Origin of the sequence: Lactobacillus nasalidis, assembly GCF_016587775.1 — a bacterium.
Classification (GTDB): Bacteria; Bacillota; Bacilli; order Lactobacillales; family Lactobacillaceae; genus Lactobacillus; species Lactobacillus nasalidis.
The window spans coordinates 1-407 of the sequence record NZ_BOCG01000457.1; the positions used below are offsets into that span (position 1 = coordinate 1).

Annotated in this window: 1 pseudogene; it reads left to right on the top strand. The window is 44.7% G+C overall.

The features are described 5' to 3' along the window. Positions 1–407: pseudogene (locus lacNas_RS08740) on the top strand (RNA-guided endonuclease TnpB family protein); the annotation flags it as partial.

The window sequence follows — 407 nt, forward strand, 5'->3', positions numbered from 1 at the left end:
GACGGAATTCTTTATTTGGAGCGGGCAAGAAGAAGCCACGTTCCAAAAGATCAATGGCGTGGCTTTAAGCTGAGCGAAAAGCCTTTGTCAGATGAGTTTGGCGTTGTCAGCTACTTCAAAGAAAAAGGCCGTTATTACGTTGCCATCCCGTATAAGATCAAGGCTGAGGATGTTAAGCTGCTAGGCAAAACAGGCAAAGCTACTGCGGTTGACGTCAATGTTGGTCACTTTGATTACACGGGAGGCCGGGTGAACGTACTGCCTAAGAAGCTTGATAGAATTTATAAAAAAATCAAGCACTATCAAAGGCAGCTTGCCAAAAAGCAAGTCAAAAATGGAGAAGCTGCTTGCGAAAGCAAGAACTACTTGAAGACGAAAGCCAAGCTTCAAGCTTGCTATCGCAAAGC